Origin of the sequence: Orrella dioscoreae (assembly GCF_900089455.2) — a bacterium.
Lineage (GTDB): Bacteria > Pseudomonadota > Gammaproteobacteria > Burkholderiales > Burkholderiaceae_B > Orrella > Orrella dioscoreae.
The window spans coordinates 3,221,845-3,237,239 of record NZ_LT907988.1; the positions used below are offsets into that span (position 1 = coordinate 3,221,845).

General features: G+C 67.2%; 14 protein-coding genes. 9 read left to right on the top strand and 5 right to left on the bottom strand.

The features are described from left to right. Window positions 1-86 precede the first annotated feature (86 nt). Window positions 87-419, top strand: coding sequence for a hypothetical protein (locus ODI_RS14930; protein WP_067752528.1), 333 nt, complete (start codon window positions 87-89; stop codon window positions 417-419). A 38-nt stretch (window positions 420-457) separates the two neighbouring features. Here the strand turns inward: ODI_RS14930 and ODI_RS14935 are convergent, their stop codons facing one another. Next, window positions 458-640: a DUF3008 family protein gene (locus ODI_RS14935; protein WP_067752525.1), complete on the bottom strand. Its 183-nt coding sequence runs from the start codon at window positions 638-640 to the stop codon at window positions 458-460. A 429-nt stretch (window positions 641-1,069) separates the two neighbouring features. Here ODI_RS14935 and ODI_RS14940 point away from each other — a divergent pair, with 429 nt between their 5' ends. Further along, window positions 1,070-1,600 carry a DUF421 domain-containing protein gene (locus tag ODI_RS14940; protein WP_067752522.1) on the top strand — a complete coding sequence of 177 codons (531 nt, stop codon included), beginning with the start codon at window positions 1,070-1,072 and terminating at the stop codon, window positions 1,598-1,600. 22 nt (window positions 1,601-1,622) lie between these two features. Here ODI_RS14940 and ODI_RS14945 read toward each other — a convergent pair whose 3' ends face one another. Beyond that, window positions 1,623-1,955, bottom strand: coding sequence for a hypothetical protein (locus ODI_RS14945; protein WP_067752520.1), 333 nt, complete (start codon window positions 1,953-1,955; stop codon window positions 1,623-1,625). Window positions 1,956-2,357: 402 nt separating this feature from the next. Between ODI_RS14945 and ODI_RS14950 the strand changes: the two genes are divergently transcribed. The 7 genes from ODI_RS14950 (at window position 2,358) to ODI_RS14980 (ending at window position 12,584) form a co-directional block, all read left to right on the top strand. Then, the gene (locus ODI_RS14950; RefSeq protein WP_067752512.1) at window positions 2,358-2,981 is read left to right on the top strand and encodes a TRAP transporter small permease; all 624 of its coding nucleotides are present in this window, start codon (window positions 2,358-2,360) and stop codon (window positions 2,979-2,981) included. 2 nt (window positions 2,982-2,983) lie between these two features. After that, complete coding sequence (locus ODI_RS14955) at window positions 2,984-4,246, top strand: TRAP transporter large permease (RefSeq protein ID WP_067752511.1); 1,263 nt, start codon at window positions 2,984-2,986, stop codon at window positions 4,244-4,246. 23 nt (window positions 4,247-4,269) lie between these two features. Next, entirely contained in the window at window positions 4,270-5,271 is a 1,002-nt protein-coding gene (locus ODI_RS14960) for a TRAP transporter substrate-binding protein (RefSeq protein WP_067752509.1), read from the top strand. Between the two features lie 181 nt (window positions 5,272-5,452). Continuing rightward, on the top strand, window positions 5,453-6,370 hold the full coding sequence (locus ODI_RS14965) for a dihydrodipicolinate synthase family protein (protein WP_231968065.1): 918 nt from the start codon (window positions 5,453-5,455) through the stop codon (window positions 6,368-6,370). 282 nt (window positions 6,371-6,652) lie between these two features. Further along, entirely contained in the window at window positions 6,653-10,129 is a 3,477-nt protein-coding gene (locus ODI_RS14970; protein ID WP_067752506.1) for a PAS domain-containing hybrid sensor histidine kinase/response regulator, read from the top strand. Between the two features lie 171 nt (window positions 10,130-10,300). Then, the gene (locus ODI_RS14975; RefSeq protein WP_067752504.1) at window positions 10,301-11,266 is read left to right on the top strand and encodes a Bug family tripartite tricarboxylate transporter substrate binding protein; all 966 of its coding nucleotides are present in this window, start codon (window positions 10,301-10,303) and stop codon (window positions 11,264-11,266) included. A 7-nt stretch (window positions 11,267-11,273) separates the two neighbouring features. Continuing rightward, complete coding sequence (locus ODI_RS14980) at window positions 11,274-12,584, top strand: LLM class flavin-dependent oxidoreductase (RefSeq protein ID WP_067752502.1); 1,311 nt, start codon at window positions 11,274-11,276, stop codon at window positions 12,582-12,584. Window positions 12,585-12,593: 9 nt separating this feature from the next. Here the strand turns inward: ODI_RS14980 and ODI_RS14985 are convergent, their stop codons facing one another. From ODI_RS14985 to ODI_RS14995, 3 genes are all read right to left on the bottom strand, one after another. Beyond that, on the bottom strand, window positions 12,594-13,232 hold the full coding sequence (locus ODI_RS14985) for a response regulator transcription factor (protein WP_067752500.1): 639 nt from the start codon (window positions 13,230-13,232) through the stop codon (window positions 12,594-12,596). A 118-nt stretch (window positions 13,233-13,350) separates the two neighbouring features. Beyond that, window positions 13,351-15,021, bottom strand: coding sequence for a cation/acetate symporter ActP (gene actP / locus ODI_RS14990; protein WP_067752494.1), 1,671 nt, complete (start codon window positions 15,019-15,021; stop codon window positions 13,351-13,353). Further along, complete coding sequence (locus tag ODI_RS14995) at window positions 15,018-15,329, bottom strand: DUF485 domain-containing protein (protein WP_067752491.1); 312 nt, start codon at window positions 15,327-15,329, stop codon at window positions 15,018-15,020. The genes actP and ODI_RS14995 overlap by 4 nt, the downstream gene beginning before the upstream one ends. Window positions 15,330-15,395: the final 66 nt, after the last annotated feature.

Sequence of the window (15,395 nt, forward strand, 5' to 3'; positions counted from 1 at the left end):
GAGCCCCGCCGCGAAGACGACCTGCTGAGCCTTCTGCTGGGAGAATCCAATCCCGACAGGCTCCCCCAGCGGAAACAGGGAGGCCGATGATGGAAACCTGGGATGTAACGCACGTGGACTTCCTGGCCGAAGCCGATCTGGACCGCCCCGACGCCGCCGTCCCCATCCGCTGCGCGCAGGTGCAATGGCGCCCCGCCAGCGACGTGAGCGGGGAGCGCGCCCAACAGGAAGCCCTGCCGCTATTGATATTGCTTGGAGCGGATGTCGGTGCCGTGCGCGCACTGACCACCCCTCCCGCCCTGGTGCGCTTCGACGCACGCGGCTATCTGGAGACGCGCGAGTTTCCTGTGGAGGGCCTGCGGATTCCGCCAGACGGCAACAGCGTCGAACTCTACCTGGCGCCGGCAACGCAGCCTTGAAGCCTGGGGCGCGCGCAACACGCGCGCCCTGCCCGGCCCTAGGACTTGTGCTCGGGCTTGCCCTTGCGGGAGGTTCCCGCGAAGTCCTCGAGTTCGCGTTCGCTCATCGACTCGTACATGCTCTTCGATGCGCCTTGCAACGAAGATACCTTCTTCTCGCCGCGTTTGGCCGACAAAGCGGCGCCGGCGGCCATCTGCTGTGCCTTGGATTTTGCTGGCATGGTGGTCTCCCATCCTCACGCGCTTGAACGGAGGAATCAGTCGGCACGCGCGGACGCCGACTGCCCCAATCCAAGGTAACGCAGCAGGCAGCCCTGCCCCGCAAGGAATTACTCGATACGGCAACGAGGCGTTTCCACTCAAGCCCGGTTTGCGCCCGGGCTCGTCCCGGGACCTTGCTGCACCGTCCCCAGAAGAATTCGACACACCTGCGGCAGGCAGGCCCACCTACGCCCTGTCATGCTGGGGTTCATGGTGGCGAGCAGCGCCGGGATGGTCCCGATGCAGCGCGCCACCATGCCCCCAAGGAGATCGACGATGCAACGAAAGGCTTTGGAAGACCTGTTCATCCATGCGCTATCGGAGATCGCGAACGCGGAACAGGACCTCAACGCGCAGGCGCGCAAGGTGGCATGACGGTGGGTTGAACCATGAGTATCGACTGGAGTGCGTTGTTCGGACTGCAGGCCGGCCCCGCCGAGATGTTCATCCGGGGCACGGCGATCTACTGGTTCATCTTCGTGCTGCTGCGCCTGGCGGGCCGACGAGACATCGGCTCGCTGGGCGTGGCCGACCTGCTGGTCCTGCTGCTGGTGGCGGATGCCGCCGGCAGCGCCATGGCCGGCCAATCCACGTCCATCACGGACGGCATGCTCGTCGTGGCGGCACTCATCTTCTGGAGCGTCGCCATCGATCGCATCGGATTCTTTTTCCCCGCCACCCGTCGTTATCTTGAACCCGGCCGGGTCCGGCTGATCCATCGGGGCGTGCTGCAGCGCCGCGGCATGCGCCGGGAGTTCATCACCGAAGCCGAGCTGATGGCAGAGTTGCGCCTGGCCGGCCTGGAGCGGGTGGAGCAGGTCAAGGAGGCCTACGTCGAGTCGGACGGCAAGATCAGCATTATCCGATCCCCCGGACACGAGGCCCCTCGCCGCCATGGCAAGGAGGACAAGGGCGTCTGAAGCAGGCGCCCTCGTCTTTCCCTCATTGTTTCCTGTCGCGCCCGCCCGTGCGATTGTCCACGGGCGGCGCTTCCGGCGTCTGCCGGCCCGGGTCCCGCACTTCCTCGGGTTCGACGCCTGGCGGCAGTTTGATCTTCGCGGGCGCCGCATTCGGGTCCTCGGGACGCTCGTTCAGGGAACGCGCGCGCGGCGTGGCGGCGGGCACCTTCGCGCCACGGCCGGCTGCATCCACCGCGCGACGTTCGCTCAGCGGCACGGCCACGCCGTCCTGCGTGTCTGCCTCGTCCTGCGGTACGCCTTCTGCATTCGTCGACTTGCCCGGCGCGGGCCTGACCTGCTCGTCCTGTTTGCTCATGGCGGTCTCCTGTCTAGGGTGACGTTTCACTCTATCAGCGAGACGCCGCCACGCCCACGGCGTTTGCCAATCCCTACTTCCCGTCACACGCGCGTGACGCGCCCGATTCCCACGCCCCCCGGCAGGCGCCAAATCAGTGCAACCGCGACATTTTTTCCTCAGGGTTTATCTGGATCACGCCTGCGGCGCGCAAGCAGACCCCGCTCCGACAGCACCCTGTAATGCTTTGATACGGCGGCATTTTTTCAGTGTGCGCAAGGGTTTGCACCAATATGGACCGCGCTGAATGCACTATGTCGACAGTATTGATTTTTCAAAAGCAGGGGATCAAACTGCGCTCGACGTCATGCAAACCCGGCGGAAAAGACTGGGCGAAACAATCAATCAAGGGCTTATCTCACGATGCATGCTCCCTCCTCCCCCACCTCGGCGAATCCGCTGGTGCGTGGCCTCGTGGCGCTGTCGGAAAAACTGCTGGTGCTGGAGCGCCGGCTGATCCTGGCGCTGATGACGCTGCTGCTGGCGCTCATCCTCCTGAACATCACCACCCGCTACGCCGGCACGCCCATCTATTGGGTGGACGAAGCGTCGGTCTACAGCATCGTGTGGCTGACCTTCATCGGCGCATCGGCCATGACCCGCCTGCGCCTGGACTTCGCGGTGACCCTGCTGACCGACAAGCTGTCGGCCGCCTGGGCCCAGCGCATGAAGACCCTGTCGGCCACCATCGTGGTCGGCTTCGGCGTGGCGCTGGCGGCCATGTGCTTCTCGTGGATGGATCCGATCGGCCTGGCCCGGGTCGGCTTCGACGCCGCCGAACTCGGCGCCACCACCTTCAACTTCCTCTATACCGAGCGCACGCAGACGCTGAACTGGCCGACCTGGATCTTCTACCTGATCCTGCCGATCTTCTCCGTGTTCCTCACCATCCACGGCATCGCCAACCTGCTCGAGAACGCCGGCCTCATCGCCCCCGTCACGCGCAAGGACTTCAGCAGCAACGACTCGGCAGAAGGAATCGCCTGATCATGATTACCGCGGCAGGTTTCCTCCTCCTGATGTTCGTGGGCGTGCCCATCGGCCTGTGCCTGTGCCTGGCCGGCGTCATCTACATCCTCGCCATCGACAGCCCCGTCCTGTTCCAGACCTTCCCGGTGCAGATGTTCACCGCGGTCGACAGCTACGGCCTGATCGCCATTCCGCTCTTCATCCTGATCGGCGAAGTCATGAACGGCGGCGGCATCACGCACCGCATCGTGGCCATGGCCATGGCCTTCGTGGGCGCCATGCGCGGCGGCCTGGCCTACGTGAACATCCTCGCCAACATGTTCGTGGCCTCGATCCTGGGCTCGGCCACCGCGCAGGTCGCGGTGATGTCGCAGATCATGACGCCGCAGATGCACCGCAAGGGCTACGACCTGCCCTTCGCGGCCGGTCTCACGGCCTATGCGGGCATGCTGGGCTCCATCACGCCGCCTTCCATCATGCTGATCGTCTACAGCGTGCTGGCCCAGGTCGCCGTCAGCGACATGATGCTGGCCGGCCTGCTGCCCGGCCTCGCGCTGGTGGTGCTGTTCTGCATCCTGACCGCGCTGCTGGGTTTCGTGCACCAGTACCCCATGGGCGACAAGCTGCCCTGGCGTGAACGCGTGCGCATCATCCTGGGCAGCATCCCCACGCTGATCATCCCCATCGTCATCGTCGGCTCCATCATCACCGGCGTGGCCAACCCCACCGAGGCCGCGGCCGTGGGCGCCGTCATCGCCATCCTGATCGGACGCTTCTGGACCCGCGAGCTCAAGTTCTCGATGCTGCCGCAGATGCTGACGCGCGCGGGCATCTTCTCCGGGATCATCCTGTTCCTGGTGGCCGCGGCCGGCGTGTTCTCGTGGGTGCTGATCTTCGGCAAGGTGCCTCACCTGGTGGCCACCTGGCTGCAGCAAGTCGCCACGGGCCCCATCAGCTTCATGCTGCTGACCAACCTGTTGCTGCTGCTCATCGGCACCGTGATCGACGGCATTCCCGGCCTGATCATGACCGTGCCCATCCTGCTGCCCATCGCCACCGACATCTACGGCATCGATCCCCGCCACTTCGGCGTGGTGGTCACGGTCAACCTGGTGCTGGGCCTGCTCTCGCCGCCCGTCGGCCTGTGCCTGTTCATCGCGTCGGCGGTCACGGGGGCCAACGTGGGCAAGATATTCATGCGCACGCTGCCCTATTTCTTCGTCACCTGCATCCTGCTGGTCCTGCTTTCCATCTTCCCCTCCCTTTCCCTGGGCTTGTTCTGAGTCTTTCTTCCTGGAGCGTTTCCATGTCCACGATTACCCGCCGGAAGTTCCTCGCCACCGCGGCCGCCGGAGCCGGCGTCGCCTCCCTGCCGATCAGCGCGCCCGTCTTCGCGCAGGCCAAGCCGCGCGAACTGCGCCTTGGCATCATCACGCCGCCCGGCCATTCCTGGAACAACCACGCCGTGCTGTTCGGCGAGCGCCTGGAAAAGGCCACCGACGGCCGCCTGAAGCTGACCGTCTTCCACTCCGGCCAGTTGGGCAACGAGTCGGTGATGATGCAGCAGATGCAGTCCGGCGCGCTGGACATGGGCTGGATCCAGGCCGCCGAGCTGGGCTCGCGCGTCTCGAACATCGCCGCCATCAACGCCCCCTACCTGGTGCGCTCCACCGAGAAGGTCGCCAAGCTGGTGCGCACGCCCGAAGCGCTGAAGCTGTTCGAAGCGCTGCCGCGCGAAACCGGCACCATCGGCCTGGGCTGGGGCATCACCGGCATGCGCGCCGTGTTCTGCAACCGCGACATCAACAGCCTGGACGGCCTGAAAGGCCTGAAGCTGCGCATCAACCCCACGCCGGCCTTCCGCGACTTCTACCAGCTGCTGGGCGTGTCGCCCACGCCGATCCCCACCCCGCAGGTGTTCGACGCCATGTCCAACGGCCAGGTCGACGGCCTGGAAGCGGACATCGAGTTCTCGTGGAACCAGCGGTTCGACCGCGTCTCGAAGGTCATCCTGGCCATGAACGCCGTGTTCATGCCCTTCGGCGCACTGGTGTCCGGCCGCTATTGGCAGACCGTGACAAAGGAAGACCGCGAACTCATCAGCGGCCTGGTCAAGGAAGCGCTGGACCAGCAGATCAACAGCCTGGCCAGCACCGAGCCGGGCCTGATCGAGAAGTTCCGCGCCGAACGACCCTTCCACGACGTGGGCGGCAACGAAATCCAGAAACTGATCGCCGACTACGACAAGATCTGGTCGCCCAAGGCCCCGTCGCTGGCCGAGTTGCGCAAGGTTGGCGCAACGCTCTAGGCCCGTGCCGCCAAGGCCCCGAACCGGCGTCGCGACCTTTTCGCCACGCCGGTTCATTTGGCCTTCCATCAATTGTCGACACAATGAATACAAAACAGTAAGATAGTTCCAACCCCTGTCATTTCCTCTCAGCCACCCCACCCAAGCCGGCGCGCCCGCGTGCCACCAGGAGCCTCGAATCATGATGAAGAAAGCCGATTTCCAGGGCGTCTTCCCCGCCATCACCACCAAGATGACCGCCAACCAGGAAGTCGACCTGCAGGGCGTGAAGGACGACGTCAATTTCCAGATCGACGCGGGCGCCGACGGCATCATCGTCTGCGGTTCGCTGGGTGAAGCCAGCAGCCTCAGCTTCGACGAGAAGCGCGCCATTGGCCGCGCCGCCATCGAGGCCGCCGCCGGCCGCAAGCCCATCATCGCCACCATCGCCGAAGACGCCACCCGCGTGGGCGCCCAGTTGGCCGCTGCCTCGCAGGAAGACGGCATCGGCGGCCTGATGGTCCTGCCGGCCATGCGCTACCTGTCCGACACCCGCGAAACGCACACGCACTTCCGCGCCGTGGCCGCCGCCTCGGACCTGCCGATCATCGTCTACAACAACCCCGTCGCCTACACGATCGACCTGCAGTCGGCCGACTTCGCCGCGCTGGCCGACGAGCCCAAGTTCGTCGCCATCAAGGAATCCTCGGCCAACACGCGCCGCATCAACGACATCCTGCGCACCGTGGGCGAGCGCTACCAGATCCTGACCGGCGTGGACGATCTGGCGCTGGAAAGCCTGGTGCTGGGCTGCGAAGGCTGGATCGCCGGCCTGGTCGTGGCTTTCCCCAAGGAAACCATCGCCATCTACAAGCTGGTGCGCGCCGGCCGCATCAACGAGGCCCTGGAAATCTACCGCTGGTTCCTGCCCCTGCTGTCGCTGGACATCGGCGCCAAGTTCGTCCAGAAGATCAAGCTGGCCGAACACATCGTGCGCGGCACCTCGCCCGTGGTCCGCGCCCCGCGCCTGGCCCTGGCCGGCGAGGAAGAGAAGGCCGTGCGCGCCATCGTCGAGACCGGCTTGAAGAACCGTCCCGACCTGTCGAAGTACGGCGTGTGATGACGCGCTGACCAGAGCCCGTGCATGAAGAAGAAAATCCCGCTTTGCGCGGGATTTTTTTCGCCCCTGCGGCACGCACGCGCCACAGGTGGTCTTACCAGCGATGTCACCGCGCGGGCCCTCGCAGGCTTTGAGGTATAGTGCCTGCGGCCCAGTCGTGGCGCGGCTTGCGCGCCTGCCGGGCCTCCCCGATCACACGAACGCGCGAGACGGCAGCCATCAAGCCGTGACGCTTGCCCGCCCGCCCTCACACCGCGGACGAGACTTGCAGGAGGAGGACGGATGTCGCCAGGCTGGGTGCTGCTGGTCTCGCTGAGCTACGCGGCGTGCCTCTTCGCGGTCGCCTGGCTGGGCGACCGGCACCGTCTCTATGCGCAGCGCCCATGGCTGCGTCCCGCCATCTACAGCCTCGCGCTGGCCGTCTATTGCTCCTCGTGGACCTTCTACGGCGCGGTCGGCTCCGCCGTGCGACACGGCATCGGCTACCTCCCCATCTATCTCGGTCCCTTCCTGCTGCTGCTCTTCGGCTGGCGCATCCTGGAACGCCTGGCCCTCATCTCGCAATCGCAGAGCACGGTCTCCATCTCGGACTTCATCGCCTCGCGCTACGGCCGCTCGCAGTACCTGGCCGCGCTGGTCGCCGTCATCGCGCTGCTCGCCGTCATTCCCTACCTGGCCCTGCAATACAAGGCCGTGGCCATCAGCGTGGCCGTCCTGGGCGGCCCCGACATCGACGCGCAGCGCTACGGCGACCCGGCGTTCTACGTAGCCGCGCTGATGGCGCTCTTCGCGGTCCTCTTCGGCACCCGCCAGATCGACGCCACCGAACACCGGCCCGGCCTCATGCTGGCCGTGGCGCTGGAATCCCTGGTCAAGCTGGTGGCGCTCGTCGTGGTCGGCATCTTCGCCATCGACTGGTTCAGCGGCAACGAACTGAATGTCGTCGCCGCCACCCACGCGCTGCTCGACAGCAATCCGCCCGTGGGCATGGTGGCCCAGACGCTGCTGGCCTTCACCGCCCTGCTCTGCCTGCCGCGCCAGTTCCACGTCGCGGTGGTGGAGTGCGTGAACGTGGCCGACATCCGCCGCGCGCGCTGGCTGTTCGGCGGCTATCTCGTCATCATCAGCGTCATGGTGCTGCCCATCGCCAGCGCGGGCGTCGCCCTCTTCGGCAGCAACGGTCACATCGCCCCCGACAGCTTCGTGCTGGCGCTGCCGCTGTCGCTGAACAACGAAACGATCGCCCTCATCGCCTACCTGGGCGGCTTCTCGGCCGCCACCGGCATGGTCGTGGTGTCCAGCGTGGCGCTGGCCACCATGGTCAGCAACGATCTCGTCATGCCCCTGCTGCTGCGGCGCGGCTGGGCCGTCAAGCGCGACGGCAGCGTGGCCTGGCTGGTGCTGTGGATCCGCCGCGCGGCCATCGTCGTCTTGGCCGCGCTCGCCTATGGCTACTACCGCGTCAGCGGCAGCGAGACCGCGCTGGCTTCGTTCGGCCTCATGTCTTTCGCGGCGGTGGCGCAATTCGCGCCAGCGCTCATCGGCGGCCTGTATTGGCGCGGCGCCAGCCGGCGCGGCGTCGAGGCAGGCCTGCTGGCCGGCTTCGCCACCTGGTGCTACACGCTGCTGCTGCCCAGCTTCACCAGCGCCGGCTGGCTGGACGGCGCCTGGCTCGCCCAGGGGCCGCTGGGCGTGGGCTGGCTGCGCCCGCAGGCGCTTTTCGGCCTGGATGGCTGGGACCCGCTCACGCACGGCACGTTCTGGTCCTTGCTGCTGAACGTGGGCACCTTGCTCATCGTGTCGGCGCGCTGGCGGCCGGGCCTGGATGAGCGCCTGCGCGCCGAGCCTTTCCTGAATCCCTATGCCCGGCCGGCCAACCCGGTGCCCGGTCCCTGGCATGGCAAGCTGCAGTTGCGGGACCTTCTGACGCTGGCTGCCCGCATCGTGGGCGAACGCACCGCCCGCCGCGCCTTCGAGGAGCACGCCGCCGAGCTCCAGCAGCCCCTGGATCCGCAAGCACGCGCCGACCGCCTGTGGGTGCAGTTCACCGAACGCGTGCTGGCCGCCGCGGTGGGCGCGGCATCCGCGCGCCTGGTCATCACCCACGCGCTGCGCGGCTCGGGCATGGAGCTGGCCGCCGTCGTGGCCGTGCTGGACGAAGCCGGGCAGGAGCTGCGCTTCAACCGCGATGTGCTGCTGACCACCCTGGACAACATCGACCAGGGCGTGGCCGTGGTCGATGGCGGCATGCGGCTGGTGGCGTGGAACCATCGCTACCAGCAGATCTTCCGCTATCCCGACGATATGCTCTATGTGGGCCGTCCCGTCGCCGACCTCATCCGCTACAACGCCGAGCGCGGCGAGCTGGGCGAGGGCCGGCGCCTGGACATCGAACACGAGATCGGCAAGCGCATCGGCCACATGCGGGCCGGCACGCCGCACATCTCGGAGCGGCTATTGCGCAGCGGCCAGGTCATCGAGCTGCGCGGGCGCCCCTTGCCCGGTGGCGGCTACGTCACCAGCTACACCGACGTGACCGCGCACAAGCGCGCCGAACGCGAACTGCGCGACATGAACGAGACGCTGGAACAACGCGTCACCGAACGCACGCACGAGGCCGAACAGGCACAGGAGTCCCGCACCCGCTTCCTGACCGCCGTCAGCCATGACGTGCTGCAGCCCATCAACGCCGCCCGCCTCTTCGCCTCGGCGCTGCGGGTCAGCGACTCGCCCGCCGAACAGACCCGCCTGGCCGAACGCGTCGACACCTCCCTGCGCGCAGCCGAGGAACTGCTGGACGGCCTGCTCGATGTCTCGCGGCTGGATGCCGGCGTGCTGCGCCCCGAACCCGAGGTCTTCGATGCCGCGGAGCTGCTGCGCCAACTGGCCGAGCAATACGGCCCGATGGCGGCCGCGCGCGGGCTGGACCTGCGCGTGCATGTGCGCCCGGCCCTGGTGCGCACCGACAGGCGCCTGCTGCGCCGCGTCGTGCAGAATTTCCTGGCCAATGCACTGCGCTACACCCGCTCGGGCCGCATCGTGCTGGCCTTGCGCGCGCGCGGCGCGGGCCTGCACCTGCAGGTGTGGGACACCGGCCCCGGCATTCCCGCGCATCACCTGCGCCAGATCTACGACGAGTTCCACCGCTATGAGCAGCCCTTCGATTGGGATGGCCGTGGCCTCGGGCTGGGCCTGTCGATCTGCCAGCGCATCTCGCGGCTGCTGGAACTGAACCTGGACGCACGCTCGCAGGTCGGGCGGGGCAGCATGTTCTCGGTGTCCGTGCCGCGCGCGCAAGCGGACGCCGCCCTGTCTGAACAGCCCGCCGCCCCCATCGTCGACCTGGACAGCACGCTGGCCGGCCTGCGCGTGCTGTGCGTGGACAACGACCCCGACATCCTGGCCGGCATGCGCGCGCTGCTGAGCCGCTGGCAGGTGCAGGTGCATTGCGCGGCCACGGTGGACGATGCCCTGGCCAGCCTGGGCGCGCGCCCGCATGTGCTGCTGGTGGACTACCACCTGCACGACCGGCTGGATGGCCTGGGCACGCTGGATGCGCTGCGCACGCGCGCGCCCTGGGTGGCGGGCGCATTGCTCACCGCCGACGGCAGCGACGCCCTGAAGCAAGGCGCCCGTGCACGGGGGTATCGCGTGCTGACCAAGCCGGTGAAACCGGCCTCGTTGCGCGCCTTCCTGGCCGCGCAATCCCGCGAGGGCTGGCCGGACGAGGATGCCGCAGAGATCCACCCCGCAAGCTAAGGACCGGCGAGGCCGCAAGACGGCTGCCCAGCCGCTGTGCCCAGGGCGTGCCGCGCGACCAAAAATATGCAAATTATTAATTATTTCTTCTTCAAATAATAAATAAGAAATACGCTTCGGCTTCCTTGAAACATCAAGCGGGCGCGCCTGGCGCGCCACGTCGAAGCCACCATGCACAACCGACTCCCCGCCCTGCTGCTCGCCGCCCTGACCTCCCTGGGGGTGGGTGCGGCGCCCGCCCAGGCCGCCTATCCCGATGCGCCCGTGTCCTACGTGGTGCCCTACCCGCCCGGAGGCACCAATGACAATGTCGCGCGTATCCTGGGCAAGCGCCTGGCGGAAAAGACGGGGCAGCCCTTCATCATCGAATACAAGGCCGGCGCTGGCGGCACCATCGGCGCCGCCCATGTGGCGCACGCCAAGCCCGATGGCCATACCCTCCTGAATACCTCCATCGGCAATCTCGCCATCGCACCGCAACTGCTCAAGGCCTCCTTCGACCCCTTCGAGGACATCGCCCCCGTGCACTACGTCGGCAACGCGCTGGCGACGGTCGCCGTCAACCCCGCATTGCCTTTCAGAACCTTGCCCGAACTCATCGCCTACGCGCGCGCCAACCCGGGCAAGCTCACCTATGGCAGCTCGGGCACCGGCACGCCGGGCCACCTGGCGGGAGAGTTCCTCAAGCGGGAAGCCGGCATCGACATCCGCCATATTCCCTACAAGGGCAGCGCGCCCGCCGTGGCTGATGCGGTGGCGGGACACGTCGACATGGCCTTCGACCCGCTCAGCACGCCACAGGTACAAAGCGGCAAGCTGCGAGCCCTCGCCTTTTTCGGCGGCGATCGGGCCCCCAACCTGCCCGGCGTCCCGCACATCCGGCAGGCAGGCCTGCCCAATTGGGAGGACGCGCTGGGCGGCTCGTTCTTCGTGTCCGTGTCCAGCAAGGCGCCGGCCGACGTGCAGGCGCGGCTCTCGGCGCTGCTGGCCGATATCCTGCGCGAGCCCGAGACCATCGCCGCGCTGGAAAGCGTGCAGGTGTCGGCCCGGCCCCTGCCTGCCGACGACACCCGCCGCATCATCCGCAACGTGCACGACCTTGCCGCCCAGATCCTGGACGGCAAGACGAAGGACTGACGCGCGCATGACACAGCCCGCCCGCCCCATCCATCTGGGGCTCTTCCTGTTGGCCGCTGGCCACCACACCGCTGGCTGGCGGCTGCCGGGTGCCGAGTCCGGCACCGAGAACATCGACCTCATCGTGCGCATGGCGCAGCGTGCCGAGGCCGCCTGCTTCGACCTCGTGTTTTTCGGCGATCGCCTGCTTACCACGCCGGACGCCTCGCCCTCGATGATCACCCGACCCGATCCGGTGAACGTGATCGCCGCCCTGTCATTGGTCACGCGGCACATCGGATTGGCGGCCACGGCCTCCACCACGTATCACGAGCCGTACAACCTGGCACGCATGTTCGCCACCGTGGACAAGCTTTCGCGCGGACGCGCCGCCTGGAATATCGTCACCACCTTCGCCGACGGCTCGGTGAACTTCAGCCGCGACCGTCACCCCGACCACGCCGAACGCTATGCCATCGCCGATGAGTTCGTGCACGTGGTCAAGGCACTGTGGCACTCCTGGGAGCCCGATGCCTACGTGCTGGACAAGACGAACGGCATCTACGTGGACACGGCCAGGATGCATCGTATCGATCACCGCGGCACGCATTTTCAGGTACAGGGTCCGTTGAACGTCACCCCCAGCGAACAAGGCCACCCCGTACTCATCCAGGCAGGCTCGTCCGGCGCCGGCCAGGCCCTGGCAGCCAAATATGCCGAGGTCGTCTTCACCGCGCAGCAGACCCTGGCTGACGGCCTGGCTTTCTATGACAGCCTGCGCGGCGCGCTGCGCAAGGCAGGCCGGCCCATCGATGCATGCCGGGTCATGCCGGGCCTGATGCCCATCATCGGCAGGACGGAACGGGAGGCGCGCGACAAGCTGGCGGCACTGGAGGCCCACACCGACCCGGCGCACGCGATCGCAGTCCTGTCCGAGCAACTGGCGTTCGATGTCAGCGCCTTGCCGCCTGACGGTCCCTTGCCCGACATCCCAAAGGAGCATCAGGCGATGAGCCGGCGCGACGTACTGCTCGATACGGCCCGCAAGCGCGGCTTGAGTGTCCGGGAGCTGGCGCAGCTCGTCGCGGCCGCGCGTGGCCACCAAGTCGTGGTGGGGACGCCGGAGCAAGTGGTCCGGCACATGATCGACTGGGTGGACGCGGGCGCGGCCGACGGATTCAACATCATGCCAGCTTCATTCCCGGGCGGGCTGGACGACTTCGTGGAGGAAGTCGTACCGCGCCTGCAGGCACGGCAGCGCGCCCGCAGCCATTACACCGGCACGACCTTGCGCAGCCACCTCGGCCTGCCGCTGCCCGCCCCAGCCGGCGCCGATTAGCGGCAGTGCTCAGGCTGCTCCCAGCCCCAGCCTGCCTGCGATCAGCACGGCCTGCGTGCGGTTCGTGGCGCCCAGCTTGCGCAGGATGGCGGTCATGTGTGCCTTGATGGTGGCTTCGGACACCCCCAGGTCATAGGCGATCTGCTTGTTCAGGTGGCCCGCGCCCAGCATCTGCAGCACCTTGAACTGCTGCGGCGTGAGCTCACGCACGCCAGCGGCGGCGCGCTGCTCGTCCGGATCGACCGCAGGCGCATCCAGGGCCGCGCGCGGCGCCCAGCGCCCGCCGTCCAGGATCTGGCGCAGCGCCGAGCCCAGCGCCTCGGCCTGGGCCGACTTCGGGATGAAGCCCATCGCCCCATGATCCAGCGCGCGCCGCATCACCGTGGGTTCCTCACGCGCCGACACGATCACCACCGGCAATTGCGGATGCTGCGCGCGCAGGTGCACCAGGGCGCTGAAACCCTCGACGCCGGGCATGTTGAGGTCCAGCAGCAGCAGGTCCGCATCGGGATGCGCATCGACCAGCGGATACAGGTGCTCCGCGCTGTCCGCTTCGTGGATCACGGCCTCGGGAAAGGCTCGCGCCACGACACCGCGCAGGGCTTCACGAAACAGGGGATGGTCGTCGGCAATCAGCAATTCGGTCATCGTGGGCGTCAACCTCTGCGAAAAGAGAATGGCGGCGCCTCGTTGCCGAGACACCGCCACGAGCATAGCGCCCTGGTCTGTCCCGCGCCACCGGCAAGCCGCCGGTGGCGCGTTGCGATCAGTGCTGGCTGGCCGCCGCGGCCCCCAGGCCGGTCTGGCTGCGCACCGTCAGCGCGGTGAACGCGTCGCGCTCGGTGGCTGCGCGCTTGCTGCGGTCCAGCACGGAGAAGAGCCAGATCGAGGCGAAGGCCAGCGGGATCGTCACGATGCCGGGATTCGGGAACGGCGAGATGGGCGTGGCGTAGCCGAAGACATCCACCCACACCGTCTTGCTGAAAACGACCCACAGCGTGGCCGACACCAGGCCGATGAAGCCGCCGATCGTGGCGCCGCGCGTCGTGCAGCCACGCCACGAGATCGACAGCACCAGCACCGGGAAGTTGGAGCTGGCGGCCACCGCGAAGGCCAGGCCCACCATGAATGCGACGTTCTGGTTCTCGAACACGATGCCCAGCAGGATGGCCAGCACGCCCAGCGCGATGGTGGAAATCCGCGAGATGCGCATTTCGTTGCGCTCGGTGGCGCGGCCACGGGCCAGCACATTGGCGTACAGGTCATGTGCGATGGCTGCCGCGCCGGCCAGGGCCAGGCCCGCCACCACCGCCACGATCGTCGCGAAGGTCACCGCCGCCAGGAAGCCCAGCAGCAGGCTGCCGCCGACCGCGTTCGACAGGTGCACCGCCACCATGTTGGTGCCGCCGATGAGGCCGTTGATGACGTCGATCTCGCCATTGGCGCCCGTGCGGAAGAGCTCGGGATGACGCACCAGCAGCGCGATGGCGCCGAAGCCGATGATGAAGGTGAGCAGGTAGAAGTAGCCGATGAAGGTGCTGGCGTAGATCACCGACTTGCGCGCCTCGCGGGCATTGGCCACGGTGAAGAAGCGCATCAGGATGTGGGGCAGGCCAGCCGTGCCGAAAGCCAGCGCCAGCCCCAATGACAAGGCGTTCAGCGGGTTGCTGCTGACCTGCGCTCCCGGCGCCACGATATCCAGCCCGCTGGGATGCACGCGCACCGATTCGGCCAGCAGGGTGTCGGGGTTGTAGTTGAAGAGCGCCAGCACCAGCACCGCCAGCAGCGTCGCGCCGAACAGCATCAACACGGCCTTGATGATCTGCACCCAGGTCGTTGCCGTCATGCCGCCGAAGGCCACGTAGATCATCATGAGCGCGCCCACGATCACCACGGCCGTGCGGTAGTTCAGGCCGAAGAGCAGCTCGATGAGCTTGCCCGCCCCCACCATCTGCGCGATCAGGTACAGCGCGATGATGAAGAGCGAGGCGCTGGCCGCCAGCACGCGCATGGGCGTCTGGGCCAGACGGAAGGACGTCACGTCCGCGAAGTTGTAGCGGCCCAGGTTGCGCAGGCGCTCGGCCACCAGGAACATCACCACGGGCCAGCCGAACATGAAGCCGATGGCATAGATCATGCCGTCGAAGCCGCTCACGTAGACCATGCCGGCGATGCCCAGGAAGGACGCGGCCGACAGGTAGTCACCCGCGATGGCCAGGCCGTTCTGGAAACCGGAGATGCCGCCGCCCGCGGTGTAGAAATCTGCCGTGGTGCGCGTGCGGCGCGCGGCCCACCAGGTGATGCCCATGGTGCCCGCGATGAACACGAGGAACATCACGATGGCCGAGGTATTGGCCTGGCCGGGCGCCGCGGCGAAGGCGGGGCTGGCACAGCAGGCCGCCAGCAAGGCGGCGATGCGAGGAAGGCGCTGCGTCATTCACGTTCTCCCCGGACGGCCGCGACCAAGGGGTCGAAGACCTTGTTGGAGATGTAGACGTAGAGTGCGATCAGCACCACGGCGCTGACCGCCACCAGGAAGGCGCTCAGCACCCCCACGCTGATGGTGTAGCCCTCGGCGATGGGCCGGGCGAACAGCGTCGGGTCAAAAGCCAGTGTCAGCAGGAAACCGGCATAGACCACCAGCGTCACGGCGAAGAACCCAAGGCTCGTGCGCGTGCGGCGGCGTACCAGTTCGTGGTATTTCGGATTGCGGAGGACGGCCTCCACGGTGTCGGGCGTCGTCATGACGGGTTGTCTCCCCATGTTGGAATAGTGGCATCCGAAGGCCGGGGAGGCCCGCGAACGTGGCCT

What these genes read in the sequence shown, in the direction of transcription:
- ODI_RS14930 (WP_067752528.1), top strand. Translation starts at nt 87, where the DNA reads ATGATGGAAACCTGGGATGTAACGCACGTGGACTTCCTGGCCGAAGCC.
- ODI_RS14935 (WP_067752525.1), bottom strand. Translation starts at nt 640, where the DNA reads ATGCCAGCAAAATCCAAGGCACAGCAGATGGCCGCCGGCGCCGCTTTG.
- ODI_RS14940 (WP_067752522.1), top strand. Translation starts at nt 1,070, where the DNA reads ATGAGTATCGACTGGAGTGCGTTGTTCGGACTGCAGGCCGGCCCCGCC.
- ODI_RS14945 (WP_067752520.1), bottom strand. Translation starts at nt 1,955, where the DNA reads ATGAGCAAACAGGACGAGCAGGTCAGGCCCGCGCCGGGCAAGTCGACG.
- ODI_RS14950 (WP_067752512.1), top strand. Translation starts at nt 2,358, where the DNA reads ATGCATGCTCCCTCCTCCCCCACCTCGGCGAATCCGCTGGTGCGTGGC.
- ODI_RS14955 (WP_067752511.1), top strand. Translation starts at nt 2,984, where the DNA reads ATGATTACCGCGGCAGGTTTCCTCCTCCTGATGTTCGTGGGCGTGCCC.
- ODI_RS14960 (WP_067752509.1), top strand. Translation starts at nt 4,270, where the DNA reads ATGTCCACGATTACCCGCCGGAAGTTCCTCGCCACCGCGGCCGCCGGA.
- ODI_RS14965 (WP_231968065.1), top strand. Translation starts at nt 5,453, where the DNA reads ATGATGAAGAAAGCCGATTTCCAGGGCGTCTTCCCCGCCATCACCACC.
- ODI_RS14970 (WP_067752506.1), top strand. Translation starts at nt 6,653, where the DNA reads ATGTCGCCAGGCTGGGTGCTGCTGGTCTCGCTGAGCTACGCGGCGTGC.
- ODI_RS14975 (WP_067752504.1), top strand. Translation starts at nt 10,301, where the DNA reads ATGCACAACCGACTCCCCGCCCTGCTGCTCGCCGCCCTGACCTCCCTG.
- ODI_RS14980 (WP_067752502.1), top strand. Translation starts at nt 11,274, where the DNA reads ATGACACAGCCCGCCCGCCCCATCCATCTGGGGCTCTTCCTGTTGGCC.
- ODI_RS14985 (WP_067752500.1), bottom strand. Translation starts at nt 13,232, where the DNA reads ATGACCGAATTGCTGATTGCCGACGACCATCCCCTGTTTCGTGAAGCC.
- actP (WP_067752494.1), bottom strand. Translation starts at nt 15,021, where the DNA reads ATGACGCAGCGCCTTCCTCGCATCGCCGCCTTGCTGGCGGCCTGCTGT.
- ODI_RS14995 (WP_067752491.1), bottom strand. Translation starts at nt 15,329, where the DNA reads ATGACGACGCCCGACACCGTGGAGGCCGTCCTCCGCAATCCGAAATAC.